General features: G+C 74.2%; 14 protein-coding genes. 5 read left to right on the forward strand and 9 right to left on the reverse strand.

The annotated features are described in order from the left end of the window. Positions 1-167 precede the first annotated feature (167 nt). Positions 168-2363, forward strand: coding sequence for an FUSC family protein (locus ABT345_RS08575; RefSeq protein WP_345088147.1), 2196 nt, complete (start codon positions 168-170; stop codon positions 2361-2363). A 52-nt stretch (positions 2364-2415) separates the two neighbouring features. On the opposite strand, the gene ABT345_RS08580 is transcribed toward ABT345_RS08575, so the two are convergent. Then, positions 2416-3207, reverse strand: coding sequence for a LysR family substrate-binding domain-containing protein (locus ABT345_RS08580; protein WP_345087489.1), 792 nt, complete (start codon positions 3205-3207; stop codon positions 2416-2418). A gap of 59 nt (positions 3208-3266) precedes the next feature. Here ABT345_RS08580 and ABT345_RS08585 point away from each other — a divergent pair, with 59 nt between their 5' ends. Beyond that, positions 3267-3677, forward strand: coding sequence for a DUF5997 family protein (locus ABT345_RS08585; protein ID WP_345087491.1), 411 nt, complete (start codon positions 3267-3269; stop codon positions 3675-3677). A gap of 42 nt (positions 3678-3719) precedes the next feature. On the opposite strand, the gene ABT345_RS08590 is transcribed toward ABT345_RS08585, so the two are convergent. Genes ABT345_RS08590 through ABT345_RS08610 form a run of 5 tightly spaced genes read right to left on the reverse strand, consistent with a single transcriptional unit; the run spans position 3720 to position 9011 of the window. Next, on the reverse strand, positions 3720-4880 hold the full coding sequence (locus tag ABT345_RS08590) for an MFS transporter (protein WP_345087493.1): 1161 nt from the start codon (positions 4878-4880) through the stop codon (positions 3720-3722). A 4-nt stretch (positions 4881-4884) separates the two neighbouring features. Continuing rightward, entirely contained in the window at positions 4885-5445 is a 561-nt protein-coding gene (locus ABT345_RS08595) for a GNAT family N-acetyltransferase (protein WP_345087495.1), read from the reverse strand. Continuing rightward, positions 5435-6643, reverse strand: a complete 1209-nt coding sequence (locus tag ABT345_RS08600) for a type III PLP-dependent enzyme (protein ID WP_345087497.1) — start codon at positions 6641-6643, stop codon at positions 5435-5437. The genes ABT345_RS08595 and ABT345_RS08600 overlap by 11 nt, the downstream gene beginning before the upstream one ends. Then, positions 6640-7968 carry a DUF6271 family protein gene (locus ABT345_RS08605; RefSeq protein WP_345087499.1) on the reverse strand — a complete coding sequence of 443 codons (1329 nt, stop codon included), beginning with the start codon at positions 7966-7968 and terminating at the stop codon, positions 6640-6642. Before ABT345_RS08605 ends, ABT345_RS08600 begins: the two co-directional genes overlap by 4 nt. Beyond that, positions 7950-9011: a phytanoyl-CoA dioxygenase family protein gene (locus tag ABT345_RS08610; RefSeq protein ID WP_345087501.1), complete on the reverse strand. Its 1062-nt coding sequence runs from the start codon at positions 9009-9011 to the stop codon at positions 7950-7952. The genes ABT345_RS08605 and ABT345_RS08610 overlap by 19 nt, the downstream gene beginning before the upstream one ends. A 683-nt stretch (positions 9012-9694) precedes the next feature. Here ABT345_RS08610 and ABT345_RS08615 point away from each other — a divergent pair. Beyond that, a complete protein-coding gene (locus tag ABT345_RS08615; RefSeq protein ID WP_345087503.1) occupies positions 9695-11206 on the forward strand; it encodes a glycoside hydrolase family 3 protein in 1512 nt (503 codons plus the stop codon). A gap of 122 nt (positions 11207-11328) precedes the next feature. Here the strand turns inward: ABT345_RS08615 and ABT345_RS08620 are convergent, their stop codons facing one another. From ABT345_RS08620 to ABT345_RS08630, 3 genes are read right to left on the reverse strand one after another with little or no spacing between them, the layout of a single operon-like run. After that, positions 11329-12156, reverse strand: coding sequence for an ABC transporter ATP-binding protein (locus ABT345_RS08620; protein WP_345087505.1), 828 nt, complete (start codon positions 12154-12156; stop codon positions 11329-11331). A gap of 2 nt (positions 12157-12158) precedes the next feature. Then, the gene (locus tag ABT345_RS08625) at positions 12159-13244 is read right to left on the reverse strand and encodes a FecCD family ABC transporter permease (RefSeq protein WP_345087507.1); all 1086 of its coding nucleotides are present in this window, start codon (positions 13242-13244) and stop codon (positions 12159-12161) included. Then, positions 13241-14326: a FecCD family ABC transporter permease gene (locus ABT345_RS08630; protein ID WP_345087509.1), complete on the reverse strand. Its 1086-nt coding sequence runs from the start codon at positions 14324-14326 to the stop codon at positions 13241-13243. Before ABT345_RS08630 ends, ABT345_RS08625 begins: the two co-directional genes overlap by 4 nt. Positions 14327-14480: 154 nt before the next feature. On the opposite strand from ABT345_RS08630, the gene ABT345_RS08635 reads away from it, so the two are divergent. Together ABT345_RS08635 and ABT345_RS08640 are read left to right on the forward strand one after the other, a co-directional pair. Next, complete coding sequence (locus ABT345_RS08635; RefSeq protein ID WP_345087511.1) at positions 14481-15449, forward strand: ABC transporter substrate-binding protein; 969 nt, start codon at positions 14481-14483, stop codon at positions 15447-15449. After that, a complete protein-coding gene (locus ABT345_RS08640; protein ID WP_345087513.1) occupies positions 15446-16240 on the forward strand; it encodes a 2,3-dihydro-2,3-dihydroxybenzoate dehydrogenase in 795 nt (264 codons plus the stop codon). The genes ABT345_RS08635 and ABT345_RS08640 overlap by 4 nt, the downstream gene beginning before the upstream one ends. The last annotated feature ends 37 nt before the right edge of the window (positions 16241-16277 follow it).

A 16277-nucleotide genomic window follows, 5' to 3' on the forward strand; every position in this document is an offset into this window, starting at 1 on the left:
AGGGAGCCACCGGCTCTGTGCGGCGGAAGAGCCCCGTGCCATGCTGAGGCATTCGCAGGTCAGGGCAGAGGTGGGGAGAGTTCGTCAGAGTGAGCGCAGGTATACGGCGGGGCGCGAGTGGCGTCTGGGACCGATTCGCGGCATCCGATCCCGGATTGCTGCGGCTGATGGCGGGGCTGCGCACGGTCGCGGCCATCGCCCTGACCCTCGCGGTGCTGACGGCGCTCGGCACCGACATGACGCACACCGTCGCGGGGGCGATGACGGCGATGGTCGCCACCTTCGCCATCAAGGAGAAGCAGGTCCGCGATCAGGCGGTGACGCTGGCGCTCGGCCTGCCCGTGGCGCTGGCGGCGGTGTCCCTCAGCACCCTGCTCAACTCCCGCATCGTCACGGGTGACGCCTTCTTCATCCTGTTGATCTTCGGTGCGGTCTACTGCCGCCGCTTCGGCGACCGCGGCACCGCGCTGGGGCTCATCGGCTTCCAGATCTACTTCGTCTCGCTCTTCGTCGGCGCGTCCGTGGACGGGCTGGCGATGCTCTGCCTGACGCTGGTGCTCGCCTTCGCGTGCAGCGCCGTCATCCGGTTCGCCGTCGTACCGGAGACGCCGCAGCGCATCCTGCGGCGGCTGCGGGACGCGTTCCGGGCGCGGCTGGCGCAGCTGGTGGCCAGCCAGATCGAGCTGCTGGACGCCGAACCCGAGGAGTTGGACGGTGTCGTCGCCGATCTGCGCGAGCGCACCGCCCGGCTGCACGAGGCCGCCTTGATGATCCAGGACCGGCTGGAGGAGGGCACCCGGGACACCGCGACCGCGGCGCTGCTGGAGCGGCGTATCGCCGACGCCGAGATCGCCACCGAGCGGCTGGGCGTGCTGCTGCTCAACGCCCGCAGCGCGGAGCGCGCCAACACGCTGACGCTGCATCTGCCGGATGCGACGGTGGCGACGTCCGGGCCTAACCTCATCGCCGCGGACGACAAGGTCACCGCCACCCTCCGCCGCGACCTCAACGCCCTGCACCACCTCGTCTCCCACCCCGCTTCCGCGGACCGCGGCACCGCCGTCGCCCATGTCCGCAACCGTCTGCTGGGCTACCGCGACGAGGAGAAGCTGCCGCGCGCCTCGACCGCCGTCCAGGACGTCTTCCGCGGACTCGGTGAGGTCGCCCGCGCCGTGCTGGGTCTGCGGCTGGCGCTCGACGGGCCGCAGGACGAATCCAACGACTCCCCGGCGACGACCCGCTCGCGTGAGGAGTTCGACGCGGAGGACGTGGCGCTCGCCGGCGCCGAGGAGGAGCCGGCGGAGGACCGCACGGGGCTGCAGCGGCCGACGACCCGTGCCGCGTGCCAGGTGGCGGTCGGCTCGGTCCTGGCGATGGTCGGCGGTGAGCTGCTCTCCACCCAGCGCTGGTACTGGGCGGTGCTCACCTGCTGGGTGGTCTTCCTCAACACCGCCTCCACCGGCGAGATCCTGGTGAAGGGCTACCGCCGGGTGGTCGGCACGGTCCTCGGGGTGATCGCCGGTGTGGCGCTGGCCGGTCTGGTGGGCGGCCACACCTGGGTCGCGTTCGCGCTGGTGCTGCTCTTCATCTTCGCGATGTTCTTCACCGCTCCGCTGTCGTACGCGCTGATGTCGTTCTTCGTCACGGCGATGCTGGGGATGCTCTACACCCTGCTGCACACCTACAGCCTCGACGTCCTGGTGCTGCGTATCGAGGAGACGGCGCTGGGGGCGGTCTGCGGGATCATCGCCGCGATGGTGGTGCTGCCGGTGCACACCGACAGCCGCACCGACGAACTGCTGGGCACCGTCCTGGACCGGCTCGGCGACGTGGTGTCGGCGGCGGTGGAACAGCTCTGCGGCGGCCCCGCCACGGACCTGCTGGGCCGGGCGCGGGACCTGGACACCGCGCTGGACGATCTGCGGGCGTCCACCAAGCCGCTGACGCATCCGATCACCCCGCTGCGCGGGCGGCGCCGTACCGCGCGCTATCTGGTGGCGCTGCTGGAGACCTCCGCGTTCCACGCCCGGTCGCTGGCGGCCACCGCGGAGCTGGTGCCGGACAGCCGCAACGTCGCCGCCGACCCGCGGCTGGGCCGCGCCGGGCAGCGGATCGCCCGCAACATCGAGGTGGTCGCGGCGCACGTGCGCGACGAGCCGACCGGGGCGAAGGTCGGCGCCGGCGCCAGCATCGCCGCGATCTTGAAGGAGGAGGGCAGCCGCACCCCGCCGACCGGTTCGGTCGCCTCCCGCGTGCTGCGCCATCTCCAGCGCGTCGACGAAGGCGTGGTGGGTCTCGCCCGTCCCCTGGGCGTACCGGTGGACGACGGTACGGAGCCGCAGCCGGGCGGCCTGCGGGACTGAGACGCGCGGGAAAAAGGGGCGGACCCGGTGGGCCCGCCCCTTTTCCGTACGGCTACGGCCGGCGGCGGGGCGCGCCGCGGCGGGTGTTCTTGGCGCCGCCGGAGCGGGCGGGGCGGCCCTTGGCCGCGCCCCGGCCCCGGCCTTGGGCGCCGGTCTTCTTCGCGGCGCCGTCCTGGCCCTTGCCGCTGTCCTTGCGGCGGCCGGTGGACGTACGGTCCTCGGCGGCGCGGGCGGCGGGGCGGCCGCGGGTGCTGTTGACGGTGCGGCCGCGGACGATGCCGATGAGGTCCTCGACCAGCTCGGCCGGGTCCGCCTTGGGCCAGGACAGTCCGACGCGGGAGACCGGGGCGTCGGTGAGCGGCCGGTAGGTGAGGTCGCGGCGGTGGTGGAGGCGGGCCAGCGACTGCGGGACGGCGAGCACCCCGATACCGGCGGCGACCAGTTCGATCGCGTCCGCGGTGGTCTCGGGACGGGTGAAGGCCGCCTCGCCGGGCGGCGTCCGCCAGCCGAGGGTGTCGTCGAGGGGGTGCAGCACGGTCTCCTCGGCCAGATCGGCCGTGGTGACCTCGTCGGCCGCGGTGAGCAGATGGTCCTTGGGGACCACGACGACGGTCGTCTCGGTGTAGAGCGGGATGGCGTGCAGGTCGTCGTCGACGGGCAGCCGGACGAAGCCCGCCTCGGCCTCGCGGGCGCGCAGCGTCGCGTGGGCGTCGGCGGCGGGGACCGGTACGAGGGTGAGGGGGACGTCCGGCAGCCGTTCCTGCCAGATCCGCACCCATTTACCGGGGATCACGCCGGGGACGTACACGAGGCGGAACGACGGGGATACTTCCGAGCCTGTCACGCCGCAAGGGTATCCGGTCGTGGTCGGCGGCCGTCCCCGCGCTCGATACCCTTGACCTCATGAAGTCCCAGCAGACCACCCAGACCATGAAGCCCGCGACGGCGGCCAAGAAGCTGGGCGTGTACCTCCAGGCCACGCCCGCCGCATTCCAGGAGGGCGTCGTGACCCGCGCGGAGCTGAACGCGCTCCAGGCCGAGCCGCCGCAGTGGCTGGCGGACCTGCGCCGCAACGGCCCGCACCCGCGTCCGGTGGTGGCGGCCAAGCTCGGCGTCTCCATCGCGGGCCTGGCCCGGGGCGGCGTCACCGAGCCGCTGACCACCGAGCAGATCGAGGCGCTCAAGCAGGAGCAGCCCGAGTGGCTGGTGCGCGAGCGCGCCACCCAGGCCGAGGTGCGCAAGGAAGCGGTGCGCATCAAGGAGAAGCAGGCCGCGGAGCGGGCGAAGAAGGAAGCCGAGGACGCGCGGTCCTGAGCCCGATGCGTCGCCGGGCGGGCCGCCCGGCGACGCGTCCGCTCACGCGGGGCGCTGCCAGCGGATGCGGGTGGCGCACACCGCGACCACCAGCGCCGAGGCGGCGACGGCGGACATTCCCCAGACCAGCCCGGCGGCGCCCGCCAGGAAGCCGATGAGCGGCGGTCCGGCGAGCAGCCCGGTGGTGCCCATGGCGGCGACGAGCGTGAGGGCGTCGGAGCCCTCCCGGGCCGCGGCGACGTAGACGCACGGGGTGACCGCGGCGACGCCCAGGCCGACGCAGGCGAAGCCGAGCAGCGCCGGGGCGACGCCGCCGCTCAGCAGCGCGAGGGCGAGCCCGGCGCCCGCGACGGTGGCGCCGACCCGGACCACCCGGCCGTCGCCGAAGCGGCTGCGCCAGCCGTCGGCGAAGAGCCGCGCCACCACCATCATTCCGGAGACGACGGCGATGCCGAGCGGGGCGATCTCGGCGGAGGCGTGCGTCACGTCCGTCATGTAGAGCGCCGACCAGTCGTTCATGGCGCCCTCGGTGATGGTGCCGAACACCATCGCGCAGCACATCCACAGCACCATCGCCGTCGGCAGGCGCAGGCGGCGCGTCCGTTCCTTCTTCTCCTTCGCCGCCGCGGGCGCCGCCTCCTCGCGCAGCAGCCGCGGTGCCGCGAAGGCGACCAGTGCGAGCAGCAGCACCGCGGCGACGGTGAAGTGCGCGGCCACGGACGGGGTGAGTGTGTGGGTGGCGGAGGCCAGCAGCGCCGCGACGAGGGAGCCGCCGCTGAAGACGGCGTGCAGGCGGGCCATGGCGGTGCGCCCGTGGGCGGCCTCCAGCGCGGCGCCCTGGGCATTCATCGCGACGTTCAAGGCGCCCACCAGGACACCGTCCACGCACATCACGGCCAGCGCCGCCGGGTAGTTCGGCGCGGCGGCAAGCGCCAGGAGCGCCGCCGCCAGGCCGAGCGCCGCCAGCGGTGCCAGGCGGCGCGAGCCCAGGCGCCGCATCAACACCGCGACCAGCGGGAACGACACCGCGGCGCCCACTCCGGCGGCCATCAGCAGCAGCCCGACCTCGGCAGTGTTCAGCCCGAGGTCGTGCTTGAGCTGCGGCAGCCGCGCGGTCCAGGTGGCGTACTGGAAGCCGAGGCAGCAAAAGAGCGCGGCGATGGCGCACAGCGCGCGGCGGAACGGGTCGTCGAGTCGGAACACGCGATCAGCTCACTTCGTGGGGCGCGGCGGGGCGGTGGCGTACCGGGCGCCGCACTCCGGCGCGCGCGGGCAGGGGGCGGACCATGCAGAGGGCGTCCGGCCCGTAGTCGGGGCCGGGGGCGGGCGCCCGGTGGTCGGGGGTGAAGCCGCGGGCGGCCCAGAAGGGGTGGCTGCCGCCGACGGCGATCAGCGAGATCTGTTCGTAGCCGTGCGTGGTGGCGGTGGCCGTGAGGCGGTGCAGCAGCAGCCCGGCCAGGCCGCGGCGGCGCTGCGGCGGGGCGATGACGAGGTCGTGGAGGTGGAGGTTGCGGGAGGCGAAGCGGCGGTGTTCGGCGCGGGTGAGCCGCGGGTGGGCACGGGAGGGGTAGGGCAGGGCCAGCAGATAGCCGGCGAGGTGGCCGCCGCGTTCGGCGACGAAGCAGGTGGCCGGGGAGGCGTCGGCGCGGGAGCGGAGTGCGGCGCGGTCCTCGGAGAGGCCGAGGGGGGTGTAGGTGGCCGCCTCCAGCGTGGTCAGGGCGTCCCAGTCGCCGTCGGCGAGCTGCCGTATCCGCACGTCAGGATTCATCTGCCGGATGCCTTTCGGATGCGGTGGCGCCGTCGTCGCCGACGCAGCTGTACGGGAGCGGGGCGAAGCCGTTGAACTCGCGGGTCATGTAACTGAGGGCGTAGGCGCCGCTGGAGAGGATCCAGACGGGATCGCCGGAGGCGGCGTCGGCGGGGACGGGCACGAGGTGGCCGGGCGAGAAGGCGTCGTCGCTGTCGCAGGTGGGACCGGCGACGACGGCGGGCACGGCAGGGCTGCCCGGCCGGGTGGGGAAGACCAGGCGGTACTGGACGGCGTCCATCTCGTAGAGGCCGTTGAACTTGCCGCAGCTGAGGTAGAGCCAGTGGCGGGGCGTGCCGTCGGGGGCGCGGCGGGTGGCGAGGCGGCTGACGTGGGCGCGGATGGCGCCGTGGTCGGCGACGAGGTGGCGGCCCGGTTCGATGCGGAAGTCCAGCGGGTGTGGGGACTCGTCGGCCAGTTGCCGCATGCCCTCGCGGAGGACGGCGAAGATCTTGTCGAGCGGTGGGTCGAGGTCGCGCCCGTGCCGGTCGCGGTAGCCGAGGGCGGGCAGTCCGCCGCCGAGGTTGAGGTGGTCGAGGGCGATGCCGCGCCGTCGCAGGGCGGCGAGGACGGCGGCGAGGCGGTCGAGTGCGGTGCGCCAGGCGCCGGCGGTCATCTGCTGCGAGCCGACGTGGACGGAGAGTCCGGCGGGGGTCAGTCCGGCGGCGCGGGCGGTTTCCAGGACGCGGACGGCGTCCTCGGCGGAGCAGCCGTTCTTGCCGGCCAGGCCCCACAGGGCGCCGTCGCCGTCGGTGGCGAGGCGGCAGAAGACGCGCGCGCCGGGGGCGTGCGCGGCGAGGGCGGCGACGTCCTCGGCGTTGTCGGTGGCGAAGTCGGTGATGCCCAGCCGGTGGGCGTGGGCGATGTCCCGGTCGGATTTGACGGTGTTGCCGTAGTGGATGCGGGCGGGCGGCACCCCGGCGGCCAGCGCCTGCGCGATCTCGCGGGGGCTCGCCGCGTCGACGCCCGCGCCCCGCGCGGCGAGGCGGGTCAGCACCTCGCCGGCGGGGCACGCCTTCATGGCGAACCGGACGTGAACGCCGGGGAGTTCGCGCAGCAGCGCGTCGTGGCTCTCCTCGATGCCGGTGAGGTCGAGGAGGAGGCGGTCGTCGTCGGCGGCGGCGAGGGCGGTACGCAGCCGGGTGCCGGGGCCGTTCATCGGCGTCCTCGGTCCGGGCGGCGGGCAGCGGAGGGCACCTCGGTCGCCGCGCTCGCCGTGACGAGGTCGTGCCAGGCCTCGGTGAGCAGGGCGAAGTCCTCGATGTCGCGGCGGGCTTCGTCGAGCAGGCGGGCGCGGCGGGGGGCGAGGTGGTCGGCGAAGGCCGCGTACCGGCCGCCGAGGCTTCGGTAGGCGCGGTCGAGGACGGTGAGCCGTCGTTCGTTCTCCGCGGGGTCGAGGCGGGCGCTCTCCCGGGCGAAGCCGGCGATGTCGGCGGCGCGTACCCGGTCGTCCGTGTCGAGCAGCGCGGGCCCGGCGTCGGCCATCCGGTCGTAGACGTGGTGGAGATAGCGCATGGAGAGCAGGAATTTCACGAACCGCATCTGGTATGCCAGGAATCCGGCGTCGGTGCGGCGTTCGCCGGTGTAGTAGTTGACGATATGGCGGTTGTGCAGCACGCCGGGGAGGGTGGCGCTGCGGGCGAGGTGGAAGAGGAAATAGTCGCTGCCGATGGTGTCGGTGGCCGGGGGCAGCGGAACGTCTTCCTGGATGCGGTGGAATCCGATGTTGCACATGTCGACCCGCATCGGGTCGACGAGGGCGAGCGTCGAATGATCGCCGGTGAAGGGGTCGGTTCCGGCGCCGAGAAAGGAGACGTCCGCCAATTTCCTTTTCTCTTCCGCGGACCAGTCCTCCGGGGCCCACAGCCCGACGATGTCCCGGTAGATGTCGGGGTCGGTGCCGCGGATGTCGCCGATGTCGACGGAGAGTTCGCCGACGAAGGAGGCGCCGGCCATGACGACGGATTTGCCGGCGTGACGTGTGTCGAGGGAATTCTCGGTGACGACGCCGGCCACGTCGCGGGCGGGTCTGCCGAGCGCGAGCAGTTCGTGGTGGATGGGGTGGACCGGCTCGCCGCGGTGGATCTGGTAGCGGCTGTCGGAGTCGCGGCGGTGGACGGAGCGGCAGCCGAGGGCGGCGGCGAGGAGGAAGGCGCGGTTGGTGCAGGCGCCGTAGGAGAGCCGATCGGGGAGCATCAGCGCGAGCATCAGCTCGGGCTTGGGCAGTCCGGCGCGGTCGATGGCGCGGCGCAGGAAGTCGCGTTGGGCGGCTTCGTCGAGGTGGTGGACGGTGATGTGCTCCCCGGCGGCGGCGTGCGCGGCGCGGGCGTGGCGGGCGCGGTCCGGGGCGGCGGCGGAGTCGAGGATGAGCAGATCGACCTCGACGCCGAAGTGCTCGGCCGCGTAGGCGGCCTCCTCACCGAGGGCGGTGAGGGTGGCGGCGCATTCCCGGTTGGTGGGAAGGGTCAGACAGATGCGGTCCATGCCCCGTCTCCGGTCGACTGTGCGGTGGGATTTCCGTTCCAGGATTCGAGGCCCAGCAGTTTCGCGCCGAGCGGATTGAGCGTGGCCCGGCCGTAGCGGCGGGATTCGTGCCGGAAGACGTCGCCGAGCAGCGTCGCATTCCATTCCGGGGTCCGCAGATGGCGCCAGGATTCGATACGGGAGCGGCGCAGTTCCTCGTGGGATTCGAGGGCGGGCATCATCGAGAGGTACTGCACGGCGCGGACGCCGTCGGCGGAGGTGTTCGGGGCGACGCCGTGGGCGAGTGCACCATTCCAGATCAGCAGGTCGCCGGCGCGCAATTCGGGGCGGACGACGGGGATTTCCGCCGGGTCGATGCGCGGCCGGATCGGGTCGCGGCCCGGTGGCTGGAGCGCTTTCCAGCGGTCGAAGTCGCGGAAGAGTTCCGGGGCGCACTGGAATCCGCCGGTTGCGGCGTCGGTGTCGTTGAGGGCGATGATTCCCTGGACGCGCTGGGGCAGGACGCCGAGGGAGGTGTCGATGTCCCAGTGGAGTTTGATGTCGAATCCCCGGTCGGTGGCGGGGATCAGCGCGCGGTCGCGGTTCTTGACGTTGGGCGGGTTGAGGTTGAGGCGGTCGAGCGTCACCCAGAGTTCTTCGCAGTCCCAGACGTCGGCGAACGCGTCGTACACCCGCTGCGTCTGCCGGCTGTCCCAGATGAGCTGGTGGTGGTACGCCTCGACGAAGCCGTAGATGTGCAGTTCGCGGTCGATGTCGGAGCGGTAGGGGCGGTCCCGGTACCAGGTGTCGGGTCTTGCGGGGTCGAGACCTTGGAACTCCCAGGCGAAATCGAGGAGTTGGGCAGCCGACGCGGCGGGGATGGCCTCCTTGACGACGACGTGGCCGTAGGTCTGCCAGTGGGTGAAGTCCGCTTCGGACAGCACTCGCAGCGGGCGGGTCTTGGTGAGGTCGCGCAGCGGGGTGCGGGCCAGGTAGGTGTCGGCGTCCTCGCTGAAGTAGGGGACGTCGCTGGCTGCGCGGTAGAGGTGGCCGGGGGCCGGCATGTGTGCACTCCAAAGCTCGAAGGTCCGGTGGCCGGGGCCGTTTCCCGGGTGTGCCGCGCCGGGCCCGGTGGGGTGGGCGGCGGGTGCGGGAGGTCCCGGACGGGCGCGTCGGTGGCGGTGGGGGGCCGCGCGGGGCGCGGCGGCACGGACGGCCGTCGGTCGGGAGGGATACGCGCGGAGAAGGAGTCGGTGCGGGGTGGTGACGGGTGCGGTGGTCGGTTCCGGAAGGGGGCGCCGCCCGTCGCCGGAGGACGGTGGGGTCGCCGGGCGGGTGAGGTGCCGGGGCGGGGCGCCGGGCGGCGCTCCGTTCCGGGGGGAGGGTGGCCCTCCCCGGCAGCGGCGGCGGTCTGCCGCGCTGCCCGGGGCGAGTCACATCCGCCCCTTGTTTCACTCGCGTCCCACCAAACTGGACTAGACCACGGCGGCATGTCAACACTTGCCCGGTATTCGACGCGGCGTCAACGAACGGCGGTTGAACGGCCGTTGAGGTGCTGTCGAGGCCTCGCCCCGAAGGGGCGGCGGGCGGCCGCGGGACGCGGAAACGGATGCGGGACGACACGGCGGTAGTCACCGGATACGGCAGCGGGCATCCTTGACATCGGCAATTGGTACAGGCCAATATCCATTGGCCTGTACCAATGAACACCGTGGCGATGTGTCGGCACTACCCGGAAGGCCGGTCGATGTCCTCCAACATGCACAGCAAGGAACTGCGGCGGCTCGCCCTCTCCGTCCTCCAGCCCGGGTTCACCGGCACCGTGGCGCCCCCGTGGATCCTGCGCGCCATCGGCGAGGGACTCTCCTCGGTGGTGCTGTTCACCCGGAACATCACCGGCGTGGAACAGGTGGCGCAGCTCGCGGCGCAACTACGCGCGGAGAATCCCGAGTTGATCATCGCCATCGACGAGGAGGCCGGCGACGTCACCCGCCTGGAGGCGGCGACCGGCGCCACCCGGCCGGGCAACTTCGCGCTCGGCGCCGTCGACGACACCGAGCTGACCGAGGCCGTCGCCCGGGACCTGGGCCGTCAGCTGCACGCCGCCGGGGTGAGCCTGGACTACGCGCCCAGCGTCGACGTCAACTCCAACCCGGACAACCCGATCATCGGCGTCCGGTCGTTCGGCGTCGACGCCAAGGTGGTCTCCCGGCACGCCTCCTCCTGGGTGCGCGGGCTCCAGTCCGCCGGGGTCGCCGCGTGCGCCAAGCACTTCCCCGGCCACGGCGACGTCGCCATCGACTCCCACCACGGGCTGCCCAGTTACGACGCCACCGTCGAGGAGATAGCGGCGCAGGCGCTGCCGCCGTTCCGCGCCGCGCTGGACGCCGGCGTCCGCGCGATCATGAGCGCCCACCTCCTGGTCCCCGCCTACGACCCTCAGGTGCCCGCCACGCTCAGCCGCCGCATCCTCGTCGACCTGCTCCGCGGCGAGCTGGGCTTCGACGGACTGATCGTCACCGACGCCATCGAGATGGGCGCGGTCACCGGGCTCTACGGGATCGACGGCGCCGCGGTGCGGGCCGTCGCGGCGGGCGCCGACGCGCTCTGCGTGGGCGGCGAGAACGCCGGGGAGGACACCGCGGAGCTGCTGGTCGGCGCGCTGGTCGCCGCCGCCGCGTCGGGCAGGCTGCCCGAGGAGCGGCTGGCCGAGGCGGCCGACCGGGTCGGTGAGTTCGCGCGCTGGTCGGCCGGGCTGCGCCGCTCGGTGCCCGCCGACCCGGTCAGCCGCGACATCGGCTTCGTCGCCGCGCGGCGCGCCCTGCGGGTCAGCGGCGCGGGCGACGGGGTGCTGCCGCTGGCCGGACCGGCGCACGTGGTGGAGCTGGTGCCGTCCACCAACCTCGCGATCGGCAACGAGACGCCGTGGGGCGTCGGCGCGCCGCTGCGCGAGCGGCTGCCCGGCACCACGTCCGTACGGATCCCCCGTCAGGAACTGACCGGGCGCCCCGGCGTGCTGGAGGAGCAGGCGCTGGCCCCGGCCGCCGGGCGGCAGCTGGTCGTGGTGGTGCGCGACGCCGCCCGGCACGGCTGGATGGCCGAGGCGCTCGCCGCGCTCGTCGCGGCGCGGCCGGACGCGGTCGTGGTGGAGATGGGGCTGCCCGGGGCGGATGTGCCCGGGGCGGTCCGGCTGTTCACGCACGGTGCGACGGCCGCCTCCGGCGTCGCCGCGGCGGAGGTCCTGGCCGGTCCCCGCTGACCCGGCGGCCGGCCGGAGCAGGGCCGGGCCATCCCCTGGAACCGCGGAACGCGACCTGGCCGGGCGCGGTCCGGCGGGGGTGCGGGGCGGCGTGCGTCTGCCGCCCCGCACCGCACACACCGTCAGCCGGCCGGTGCGGACGCCGCTCGCGGTGCGGGCGCGCGGGGCACGACGACCGGCGCGCCGTCGCCCGGGGCCGGCAGGATGTCGGCGTCCAGCCCGTAGACCTCCTTGACCAGCGCCGCGTCGACGACCTCGGGCGGGGCGCCCTGGGCGACGACGCGGCCGTCCTTCATGGCGACGACGGTGTCGGCGTAGCGGGCGGCGGCGGCCAGGTCGTGGAGGACCATCACGACGGTGCGGCCGGCGGCGGCCACCTCGCGGACGAGCGCGAGGACGTCGACGGCGTGGCCGAGGTCGAGGGCGCTGGTGGGTTCGTCGAGCAGGACGACCGGGGTGCGCTGGGCGAGGACCATCGCCAGCCAGCAGCGCTGACGCTGGCCGCCGGAGAGCCGGTCGAGGCGTTCGGCGGCGAGTGCGGTGGTGCCGGTCGCCTCCAGCGCCTCGCGGACGGCCGTCTCGTCCTCCCGTGACCACTGGCGCAGCAGCCCCTGGTGGGGGTGGCGGCCGTAGCGGACGAGTCCGGCGACGGTGACCGCCTCGGGGGCGCGGGGCGACTGCGGGAGCAGGGCGATGCGGTGGGCGGCGCGGCGGCGGCCCAGCGCCCAGATGTCGGCGCCGTCGGCGTGCACGGTGCCGGAGTCCGGGGTGTGCAGCCGGGCGGCGGCGCGCAGCAGGGTGGACTTGCCGCAGCCGTTGGGGCCCACGATCGCGGCGACCTGCCCGGCGGACACGGTGAGGGAGACGTCCCGCACGACGGGGCGGCCGGGGTAGCCCGCGTGCAGCTCGCGGATCTCCAGGCCGGGGGCGGGTGTCGGCTGGTCGGTCATGGTCAGTCCTTTCGGGCGGGGCGGTCCGCGCGGAAGAGGACCCACAGCAGGAAGGGGCCGCCGAGGACGCTGGTGACGACGCCGACGGGCAGTTCGACGGGGGCGATGACGCGGCCGAGCGCATCGGCGGCGACGACGAGGGCGGCGCCGGTCAGCGCCGAGCAGACCACCGGGACGCGGGTGGGCCCGGCCATCCGCTGGGCGAGGACGGGCGCGGCGAGGCCGACGAAGGCGATGGGCCCGCCGACGCCGACCGCGACCCCGGCGAGCGCCACGGCCAGCGCGAGGGCGGCGCCCCGCACCCGGCGCAGTTCGACGCCGAGCGCGGCGGCCATGTCGTCGTCGAAGCGCAGCAGTTGCAGCCGGTGCCCGGAGGCGAGGGCCAGCGGGACGAGGACGGTCAGGGCGATCAGCAGCGGGGTCCCGGCGCTCCAGTCGCGGCCGCTGAGGCTGCCGACGGCCCAGAGGAAGACGCCGCCCGCGGTGTTGTCGTTCTCGCGGGACATCAGCAGATCGCTGACGGCGCCGATGGTGGTGGAGACGCCGATGCCGACGACCAGCACGCGGTATCCGGCGGTGCCCGCGCCGCCCGCGCAGAGGACGACGAGGGCCGCGGCGGCGACGGCGCCGAAGGGGCCGAGCCACCAGTCGCCGATCATGCCGGTGGCCGATCCGGCCGCGGCGGCGACGACCGCGGCGGTGGCGCCCTCGTTGACGCCGATCAGATCGGGGGTGGCGAGGCGGTTGCCGGCCAGGGTCTGGGTGAGGCAGCCGGCGATGCCGAGCGCGGCGCCGACCATGAGGCCCACCAGGACGCGCGGCAGCCGGAAGTCCCGGACGACCATGACCGTTCCGGCGTCGCCGGTGCCCAGGAGCCCGCCGAGCGTCTGCGACAGGCTCATCCCCGTCGAACTCGCCGTCACGGACAGCGCGATGAGCACGGCGAGCAGCGGGACGAGGAGCGCCGCCGCCAGCGCGCCGCGGCGCGGGAAGAGCCAGGAGAGGGTGCCGGTGCGCAGGACGGTGGTGTCCGGCAGCTCGACCCGGGCGCGTGGGGCCGGTGCCCCGGTGGTGTGCGGTGCGCTCATGCGGACGCTCCGGCGGTGGACAGGCGCGAGGAGCGGGCGATCCAGACGAGCAGCGGTCCGCCGACGAAGGCGAGCAGCACGCTGACCGGTGTCTCCCAGGGGCGGATGACGACGCGGGCCAGGATGTCGGCGAGGAGCATCACGGCGGCGGCGACCAGCGCGGAGAGGGCGAGTTGGGCGGTGAGCCGGGGCCCGGCGACGGCGCGGGCGGCGTACGGCGCGAGCAGGCCGAGGAAGGCGATCGGCCCGGCGACGGCGACCGCGCAGCCCACGAGGAGGGAGACGGCGGCGGCCACCGCGAGGCGGATGCGGCCCGGGTGGTGGCCGAGCGAGCGGGCGCTGTCGTCGCCGAGGCCGAGCGCCGAGAGCGGGCGGGCGCAGCCGAACGCGACGAGCAGCCCGACGGCCGCCGGAGCGGTGAGCGGCAGCAGATCGGCGGCTTCGACGCCGGCCAGCGAGCCGATCGTCCAGTAGCGGTAGGTGTCGAACGTCGACTGGGTGCCGAGCAGGACGTACGAGGTCAGGCCGTGGAAGGTGGCGCCGATGGCGGTGCCGGTGAGGACCAGGCGCAGCGGGGATCCGGCGGTGCGGCCGGAGGCGGCGAGCAGCAGGACCACGGCGCTGGCGGCCAGTCCGCCGGCCAGCGCCCAGCCCATCAGGGCGGTGGGCGAGGTGGCGCCGAAGAAGGTGAGGCCGAGGACGACGGCGAAGGCGGCGCCGGAGTTGACGCCGAGCAGTCCGGTTTCGGCCAGCGGATTGCGGGTCGCCGCCTGGAGCAGACAGCCGGAGACGCCGAGGCAGACGCCGACGAAGAGGGCGGCGAGGGTCCGCGGCAGCCGTACGTCCAGTACGGCCAGGCGCAGTTGGGTGTCGGCGCGGGCGGCCGGATCGCCGGTGAGGAAGTGCCAGGCGTCGGCGGCGGAGCTGTGGCCGGTGCCGATGACCAGGGAGAGCACGGCCAGGGCCGGCAGGACGACGGTGAGCGCGAGCGCGGCCCGGCGGAGGGGGCGGTGACCCGGTGTGAGGGGTTCGCCGGGGCGGTTCCCGGTGCCGTCCGGCCGCCCCTCTTGCGCAATCAACATGAGGTTAGCCTAACCTAAATCGATCGCTCCGGGATTTTTGCGGAGCGGTTCCCCGCATGCCCGAAAGCGGACGAACTCGGCGTACCCCTACGCCGCATACCGCTCGGACACCCGCTTTTCCGCCACCGACGCACCCCCTACGGAGAACCAGGCCATGGCGCCCACCCCCGCCCTCAGACCCTTCCGCACCACCGCCGCCGTCGCGACGCTCGCCGCCTGCGCGCTCACGCTGACCGCCTGCGGCTCCTCGGACTCCGCGTCCGGCGCCGCGAAGGGCCGCACCACCGAGGTGACCGACGCGACCGGCACCGCCGTCTCCGTACCCGCCGCCCCCGAGCGCGTGGTGGCGCTCAGCGAGATGGACCTGGACGCAGCGCTCACCCTCGGCGTCAAGCCCGTCGGCCTGACCGCGGGCCGCGGCCAGAAGGGCGCCCCCGCCTACCTGGCCGGCAAGGCGCAGGGAATACCCGTCGTCGGCGCCGTGACCGGGCCCGACATCGAGAAGGTCGTCCAGGCGAAGCCGGACGTCATCCTCGCCGGTCAACTCGCCGACAAGCAGGTCCTCAAGCAGCTGCGCACCATCGCCCCGACCGTGGTGACCATCGGCGCCGACAAGAGCTGGCGCACGTCGCTGGAGCTGACCGGCAAGGCCCTGGGCCGGACCAACCAGGCCGAGAAGTTCCTCGACGACTACGACGGCAAGGCCGCCGCGCTCAAGAAGGACCTCGGCTCGCGCGCCGGCGCCTCGGTCTCGGTGGCCCGCTACTCCGCCAAGGGCACCGCCGTCATGCAGCAGGGCGTCTTCATCGGCGACGTCCTCGGCGACCTCGGCTTCAAGCGGCCCGGCATCCAGGCGCAGCCGGGCAAGGGCCACTCCACGCCGCTCAGCGAGGAGAACCTCAAGGAGATCGACGCCGACTGGCTGTTCATCGGCACCCTCGACCCGGGCAGCTCGGAGTCCTCGCTGCTCAAGAAGTTGACCCAGAAGCCCGCCTACCGCCAGCTGAACGCCGTCCGCGACGACCACGCCACCGTCATCGACGGCTCCAAGTGGACCAGCCTGGGCGGGCCGCAGGCCGCCGTCTCCGTCCTCGACGACATCCGCAAGGCGATGGTGAAGTGAGCGCCGCACCCGAACTCGACGGCCGCCTCGCCCTCGTGACGGGCGCCGGGCGGGGCATCGGCGCCGCCGTCGCCGCGGCCCTCGCCGCCCGCGGCGCCCGTGTCGTCGCCACCGACCTGGCCCCCGGGGAACTCCCCGCGGCGGCCCGGCCGTACGCGGAACGGATCACCGCCCGCGCGCTGGACGTCACCGACGCCGCCGCCGTGGACACGCTCGTCGCCGAGACCGAGGAGAGCGCCGGGCCGATCGACATCGCCGTCAACGTCGCCGGCGTGCTGCGCGGCGCGCCCGTCGCCGAGCTGACCGATGCGGACTGGGCGGCGACGTTCGCCGTCAACACCGACGGCGTCATGCATGTCTCACGGGCCGTCACCCGCCGGATGACCGCCCGCGGCCGCGGCAGCCTCGTCACCGTCGCCTCCAACGCGGCGGGCATCCCCCGCGCCGGGATGGCCGCGTACGCCGCGTCCAAGGCGGCGGCGGTGATGTTCACCAAGTGCCTGGGGCTGGAGGTCGCCGCGCACGGCGTGCGCTGCAACACCGTCTCCCCCGGCTCGACCCTCACCGACATGCAGCGCGCCATGTGGACCGCGTCCGGCCAGGACGCGGAGACCGCCGCCCGCCACATCATCGAGGGCGACCTCACGGCCCACCGCACCGGCATCCCCCTGGGCCGCATCGCCGACCCGTCCGACATCGCCGAGGCCGTCGCCTTCCTGGTGTCCGACCGTGCCCGCCACATCACGCTGCACGACCTGTACGTCGACGGCGGCGCCACGCTGCGCGCCTGATGAGCCGGGTGCGGGCCGCCGCGCCGGCCCGCACCCG

Origin of the sequence: Streptomyces sp. NPDC000404, assembly GCF_040300365.1 — a bacterium.
Taxonomy (GTDB): Bacteria; Actinomycetota; Actinomycetes; order Streptomycetales; family Streptomycetaceae; genus Streptomyces; species Streptomyces ramulosus.

Bases quoted from the DNA above. Each gene is read 5' to 3' on its own strand.
- ABT345_RS08620 (WP_345087505.1), bottom strand. From the start codon at position 12,156: ATGACCGACCAGCCGACACCCGCCCCCGGCCTGGAGATCCGCGAGCTG.
- ABT345_RS08600 (WP_345087497.1), bottom strand. From the start codon at position 6,643: ATGAACGGCCCCGGCACCCGGCTGCGTACCGCCCTCGCCGCCGCCGAC.
- ABT345_RS08610 (WP_345087501.1), bottom strand. From the start codon at position 9,011: ATGCCGGCCCCCGGCCACCTCTACCGCGCAGCCAGCGACGTCCCCTAC.
- ABT345_RS08630 (WP_345087509.1), bottom strand. From the start codon at position 14,326: ATGTTGATTGCGCAAGAGGGGCGGCCGGACGGCACCGGGAACCGCCCC.
- ABT345_RS08585 (WP_345087491.1), top strand. From the start codon at position 3,267: ATGAAGTCCCAGCAGACCACCCAGACCATGAAGCCCGCGACGGCGGCC.
- ABT345_RS08595 (WP_345087495.1), bottom strand. From the start codon at position 5,445: ATGAATCCTGACGTGCGGATACGGCAGCTCGCCGACGGCGACTGGGAC.
- ABT345_RS08635 (WP_345087511.1), top strand. From the start codon at position 14,481: ATGGCGCCCACCCCCGCCCTCAGACCCTTCCGCACCACCGCCGCCGTC.
- ABT345_RS08615 (WP_345087503.1), top strand. From the start codon at position 9,695: ATGTCCTCCAACATGCACAGCAAGGAACTGCGGCGGCTCGCCCTCTCC.
- ABT345_RS08575 (WP_345088147.1), top strand. From the start codon at position 168: ATGGCGGGGCTGCGCACGGTCGCGGCCATCGCCCTGACCCTCGCGGTG.
- ABT345_RS08625 (WP_345087507.1), bottom strand. From the start codon at position 13,244: ATGAGCGCACCGCACACCACCGGGGCACCGGCCCCACGCGCCCGGGTC.
- ABT345_RS08605 (WP_345087499.1), bottom strand. From the start codon at position 7,968: ATGGACCGCATCTGTCTGACCCTTCCCACCAACCGGGAATGCGCCGCC.